Source organism: Achromobacter insuavis (assembly GCF_902859645.1).
In the GTDB taxonomy this organism is placed as follows: domain Bacteria; phylum Pseudomonadota; class Gammaproteobacteria; order Burkholderiales; family Burkholderiaceae_B; genus Achromobacter; species Achromobacter insuavis.
In genome coordinates this window covers 1-3,347 of record NZ_CADIJR010000165.1, presented here as the reverse complement: position 1 = coordinate 3,347, position 3,347 = coordinate 1, and the positions used below count along the sequence as shown (strand labels likewise).

The window sequence follows — 3,347 nt, the reverse complement described above, 5'->3', positions numbered from 1 at the left end:
GCCGCCGTGGCCGCGGCGGCGGGATCGGCGGCGACGGGCTCGGCCAGGGACGGCATGGCCGACCCCAAGGCCAGCAACGCCGATAGCAGCGCCCGCCGCAGGACGGGCTGCGCGGGGGACGGGCAAGGCCGGGGCGGCCAAGCATCAAGCCTGGGAATCATCGCTCTGTCGTCCTCTAGTTTTTGGTGGACACGGACGTGGGACGGCGCACGGCCGCAAGGCTGCGATCGCGCAACTGGCGCAGCAGCAACGAAAAACCGCGGACGCCGATGCTCGAGATCTGTCTCAACGCGACCCACGGCGAGTCGGGCGCGTTGTTGCCCCAGGTGCTGGCCCAGGTATCGGCGCGGCCAAAGGTCATCTGCGCCAGGTCGCGTTCCTGCTCCAGCGTCAGCGACTGGAAGCTGATCCCCAGGCGGTCGCCGCGGCTGAACGTGACCAGCGCCGGGAACATCGCTTCCTCGTCATTGCGGAACAGCGACACGCTCAGCGGCATGCCATTGGGCACCAGCACGCCGGGCGGCAGCACCAGGCCCAGGCCGCCCTGCGAGTAATCGCTGGTGCGGCAGGCGACGGTGCGGCCATCCGGCAGCAGCAGCATGGCCGCCAGCGAAATCGCCACGCGCGGCGTGTTGCGCAGTTGCCGGACCTCGCCGGCCACGGCCACGCTGGCGCTGGTCATGACGATGTTGTAGACGGTCCAGATCAGGTTCAGCACGATGGTCAGGCGCGCATCCACGCCCCCGTACCCCGTGACCAGGCTGATCACGCCGACGATGAAGCCGGCCAGGTTCAGCCCCAGCAGCACCACGTAGGGCCGCGCCAGCGTCCAGTCGAAATACGATTCGCGGATGATGCCGCCCTTGGCCGTCACGTTGAACAGCGCGGTCTTGGGACTGATCAGCGTCACCAGCGCCGGGCGCATGATGTACCAGGCCAGCACCGATTCGTAGACCTCGTTCCAGAACGAGTGGCGGAACCGCCCCTGGATGCGCGAGCCGGTCAGGTTGGACAGGACGATGTGCGGCAGGGCATAGGCCGCCACCATGATGGCCGAGGCCTGGAACACGTTGGCATGGAAGAACAGGTAGGCCAGCGGCGCCGTCAGGAACACCACCCGCGGCAGGCCGAAGAAGAAGTGCAGCATCGCGCTCAGGTAGCACAGCCGCTGCCCGATCTTCAGGCCCTTGCCCAGCAGGGGATTGTTGGTGCGGATGATCTGCGCCATGCCGCGCGCCCAGCGCGTGCGCTGGCCGATGTGGCGCGACAGGTTCTCGGTCGCCAGGCCCGCGGCCTGCGGCACCGCCAGATAGGCGGTGTTGAAGCCCAGCCGGTTCATCTTCAGGGCGGTCAGCGCGTCCTCGGTCACGCTCTCGACCGCCACGCCGCCGACGGCGTCCAGCGACGAGCGGCGCATCACGGCGCACGAACCGCAGAAGAACGTGGCGTTCCACAGATCGTTGCCGTCCTGGATCACGCCGTAGAACAGTTCGCCTTCATTGGGCACGTTGCGGAAGGTGCCCAGGTTGCGCTCGAAGGGATCGGGCGAGAAGAACACGTGCGGCGTCTGCAGCAGCGCCAGCCGCTTGTCCTTGAGGAACCAGCCCATGCAGATCTGCAGGAACGAGCGCACCGTGACGTGGTCGCAGTCGAACACCGCGATGAATTCGCCGTCGGTCTTGGTCAGCGCGGCGTTGATGTTGCCGGCCTTGGCGTGCTTGTTGTCCGGGCGCGTCAGGTAGCCGACACCTGCCTGCTCGCTGAACTCGCGGAACTCCTGACGGCGGCCGTCATCGAGCACGTAGACGCGCAGCTTGTCCGCCGGCCAGTCCAGCGACTGCGCCGCCAGCACCGACTGACGCACCACGTCCAGCGGCTCGTTGTAGGTGGGAATGTAGACATCCACGGTCGGCCAGAGGGATCGATCGACCGGCAACGGCGTGGGCTTGCACCGCAGCGGCCAGGCCGTCTGGAAATAGCTCAGCAGCATGACCGTCAGGGCGTAGATTTCCGCCAGCAGCAGCCCGTAGCCGAAGAACGCGTCCACCACGTTGTGAAAGCCGATGGTGTCGGTGATACGCCAATACATGTAGCGCAACGACGTGATGACCGACAGCATCACCAGCGTGAGCGTCTCCAGCCGTCCGCCCACGCGGTGCAGCAGCAGCGCCACGATCACACAGAACGCCGCGAACATCATCTGTTGCAGCAGGCCCATCTCGACCGCCACCGCCAGCACCGACAGCACGCCGGCCAGCACCAGCGACAACACCCGGACCCAGCCCATCTTCCAGATGCGCCAGGACAACAGGCTGTTGCCCAGGCGCGAGAGACGCGGATTGTGCGCCGCGGTCTCGTTGGTCACCGACTTCATGGCTGGTCCTCCCGGGGCTCGCGCAGTTGCCGCAGCAGCCATTGCGCACTGATGCCGATGTCATTGCTGGCCTGGCTGTGCGGCGCGTGGTCGATCACCGTCGTGCCGAAGGCCAGCGCCTCGCTGACCGTGGCGTCGCGGTGGATCACGCCGGCCAGGCGGTCGGCCAGGATGCCGCGCATCACCTGCAGGGTGTCCTTGGCCAGCGCGGCGGCGCTGTCGGCCTGGTTGACCACGAAGGCATGGCCCAGGAATTCCGGGCGCCCTTCGCAGTACTGCGCGATCAGGTTCTCGACCTGCGGCAGCGTGGCGTACGAGGCGGCGTCCGGCAGCGTCACCACCAGCACCAGGTCGGCGCAGCGCAAGGCCTGGCTGAGATAGATGGACGGTCCCGGCGGCGTATCCACCAGCACCACGGTATCGGGTTCGAGATCGAGCGCCCGCAGGTGGTTCGCCAACCAGGCGTCGTCCTGGCGCATCTGCTGCTCCAGCGCCAGGCGGTCCGCTTCATTGATCTGGCCGAACGGCAACAGATAGGGGCCGGCATCGCCCCGCACCACCGTTTCGCGCCAGGGGATGTCCGCCAGGCTGGCGCGCGCCAGTCCAGCCTCGGCGGCCTGCGATTCGGCACCCAGGTGAAAACGCAACGCGTTCTGCGGATCCAGGTCCACCAGCAGGGCGGGATGGCCGGCCCGGCTCAGGGCTAGGCCCAGCGTGGCGGCTATCGTGGTCTTTCCTACCCCGCCCTTGGCGGAAACAATCGCGATGGTTTTCATTTTTTCGCCGCTTTCGAAGATGGCGGATCCTGGGTCGCGTCCGCGCGGGCCGTCCGCGCCAGGCGCGCGAAGACGCCTTGCAACGGCGTCGCCGCGCTGGCGGGCGCGGGCTCGGGGGCAATCGCCGCCGGCCGCTCGGGCGCGAGGGTGGGTTCGATGAGGACTTTCGGCGCGGGACGCGCGGGCGGCTCGGCGGC

2 protein-coding genes and 1 pseudogene are annotated in these 3,347 nt (G+C 67.9%); all 3 read right to left on the bottom strand.

Annotated features, from left to right (window positions below; all coding sequences use genetic code 11):
- Positions 1-175: 175 nt before the first annotated feature.
- Positions 176-2,374: a UDP-forming cellulose synthase catalytic subunit gene (gene bcsA, locus H0523_RS31755; RefSeq protein WP_180180304.1), complete on the bottom strand. Its 2,199-nt coding sequence runs from the start codon at positions 2,372-2,374 to the stop codon at positions 176-178.
- Positions 2,371-3,150, bottom strand: a complete 780-nt coding sequence (bcsQ, locus tag H0523_RS31750) for a cellulose biosynthesis protein BcsQ (RefSeq protein WP_054488154.1) — start codon at positions 3,148-3,150, stop codon at positions 2,371-2,373. Before bcsQ ends, bcsA begins: the two co-directional genes overlap by 4 nt.
- Positions 3,147-3,347: pseudogene (locus tag H0523_RS31745) on the bottom strand (hypothetical protein); the annotation flags it as partial. The gene bcsQ and the pseudogene H0523_RS31745, both read right to left, overlap by 4 nt.